Source organism: Bacillus cereus group sp. BfR-BA-01408 (genome assembly GCF_022663305.1).
GTDB lineage: Bacteria > Bacillota > Bacilli > Bacillales > Bacillaceae_G > Bacillus_A > Bacillus_A pacificus.
This window is the reverse complement of sequence record NZ_JAKUFF010000193.1, coordinates 1-549: the sequence shown is the minus strand read 5'-3', so window position 1 is coordinate 549 and position 549 is coordinate 1. Positions and strand designations below refer to the sequence as shown.

The following is a 549-nucleotide window of genomic DNA, read 5'->3' as shown; positions in this document are numbered from 1 at the left end:
CCATCTGGTGGACCACCTGGCCCGACAGGAGCAACAGGAGCGACAGGAGTAACAGGAGATACCGGGGCGACAGGCTCAACTGGAGTGACAGGAGCGACAGGAGCAACGGGAGCAACCGGAGTGACGGGTTTACAGGGACCGCAAGGAATACAAGGTGTTCAAGGAGAGATAGGTCCAACCGGTCCACAGGGTATTCAAGGTCCCCAAGGAATCCAAGGAGTAACGGGGGCCACAGGAGCACAAGGTCCACAAGGAATTCAAGGCCCACAAGGCGACATAGGTCCAACTGGCCCCCAAGGAATTCAAGGTCCACAAGGCCCTCAAGGAATCCAAGGAGCGACGGGGGCCACAGGAGCACAAGGTCCACAGGGAATCCAAGGTCCGCAAGGAGAGATAGGTCCGACTGGCCCACAAGGCCCACAAGGAATTCAAGGCCCGCAAGGAATACAAGGTCCAACGGGAGCTACAGGAGCAACCGGAGCGACAGGTCTCCAAGGAATTCAAGGCCCACAAGGAATTCAAGGCCCGCAAGGAATACAAGGTCCAACG

Annotated in this window: 1 pseudogene; it reads left to right on the top strand. The window is 57.7% G+C overall.

Features of this window, described 5'->3' with window-relative positions:
- A pseudogene (locus MR083_RS26845) lies at nt 1–549 on the top strand (collagen-like protein); the annotation flags it as partial.